Genomic DNA, 1593 nt, shown 5'->3' with positions numbered 1-1593 from the left:
CGCCGGCGCTCGCACGGCGCACCGAGGGGCTGGCGCCGGCCTTCCAGCCGCCGGGCCGGTTCGCGAAGGGCAGCTACTTCGCGTTGCCGGGCCGGGCGCCGTTCTCGCATCTCATCTACCCGATGCCGGAGGTTGCCGGCCTCGGCGTCCACCTGACGCTCGATCTCGGCGGCCAGGCGCGCTTCGGGCCCGATGTGGAATGGGTCGAGCCCGGTCCCGCCGCCGCGGGCGGTGACGGCACGCTCGACTACCGCGTCGACGTTCGGCGCGCCGATGGCTTCTATGCGGAGATCCGCCGCTACTGGCCGGCGCTTCCCGACGGCGCGCTGCAGCCGGCCTACAGCGGCGTGCGGCCCAAGCTGTCGGGCCCGGGCGAGCCGGCGGCCGACTTCCGCATCGACGGCCCGGCCGAGCACGGTATCGAGGGCCTGGTGAACCTGCTCGGCATCGAGTCGCCGGGCCTGACGGCCAGCCTCGCGCTGGCCGACGAGACGCTGCGGCGCCTGGCTGCGTGAGCCGCTGCCTCGAGCGGAACCGGCCCGGAAGGCCGCGGCTCCGCCGGAAAGTATCCTCTGCACCATGTACGCGCAATTTTTCGGCCTGAGCCAGGAGCCTTTCTCGATCGCGCCCGACCCGCGTTTCCTCTTCATGAGCGAGCGGCACCGGGAGGCGCTGGCCCATCTGCTCTACGGCGTGCGCGGCGGCGGCGGCTTCGTGCTGCTGACCGGCGAGATCGGGGCCGGCAAGACCACGGTGTGTCGCCTGCTGCTGGAGCAGGTGCCCAAGCGCTGCAACGTCGCCTACATCTTCAACCCCAAGCTCACCGTCGAGGAGCTGCTGAAGTCGGTGTGCGACGAGTTCGGCATCCCCTACGCGCACCCGGGCCCCGGCGCGGCCACGGTGAAGGACTACCTCGATCCGCTCAATCGCTTCCTGCTGCAGACCCATGCGGTCGGTCAGAGCAACGTGCTGATCATCGACGAGGCGCAGAACCTGTCGGCCGACGTGCTGGAGCAACTGCGCCTGCTGACCAACCTGGAGACCAACGAGCGCAAGCTGCTGCAGATCGTGCTGATCGGGCAACCCGAGCTGCGCCAGATGCTGGCGCGGCCCGAACTGGAGCAGCTGGCGCAGCGCGTGATCGCGCGCTACCACCTCGAGGCACTGACGGAGACCGAGACGCTGCAGTACATCCGGCACCGACTCACCATCTCGGGCCTGAACCGCGCGCTGCCTTTCGATCGCGAGTCGGTGCAGCGCATCCACCAGTTGTCGCGCGGCGTGCCGCGCCGCATCAACCTTCTGTGTGACCGGGCGCTGCTCGGCGCCTATTCGTCCGGCGCGCACCGCGTGCGGCGCGAGATCGTCGACAAGGCCGCGCGCGAGGTGTTCGAGACCCCGTCGCCGATGAACCCGCGCCGCTGGTTGCAGTGGCGTCCGGCGGTGCTGGGGCTGGGCCTGGTCGGCGGCGCCGTGCTGTTCGCGGCAGGCAGCTGGATGCTCGGCGGCGGGCGGTCGTCATCGGAACGCGGCGCCGCGAGCGCGGTGACGGCGGTGGCGGCTTCTGTGCCGGCGGTCGCGGCCTCGGCGAAG

At 71.4% G+C, this 1593-nt stretch carries 2 protein-coding genes; both read left to right on the top strand.

Annotated features, from left to right (window positions below; genetic code table 11):
• On the top strand, window positions 1–515 hold a 515-nt coding region (locus tag x551_RS21970), incomplete at its 5' end, for an FAD-dependent oxidoreductase (RefSeq protein WP_036251478.1).
• 64 nt (window positions 516–579) lie between these two features.
• A partial coding sequence (locus x551_RS21965) for an AAA family ATPase (RefSeq protein ID WP_036251475.1) occupies window positions 580–1593 on the top strand: 1014 nt, incomplete at its 3' end.

The sequence above is a fragment of the Methylibium sp. T29 genome, assembly GCF_000576205.1.
Taxonomy (GTDB): Bacteria; Pseudomonadota; Gammaproteobacteria; order Burkholderiales; family Burkholderiaceae_C; genus Methylibium; species Methylibium petroleiphilum.
The sequence above is the reverse complement of the archived record's forward strand: the minus strand, read 5'-3'. Positions and strand labels throughout refer to the sequence as shown.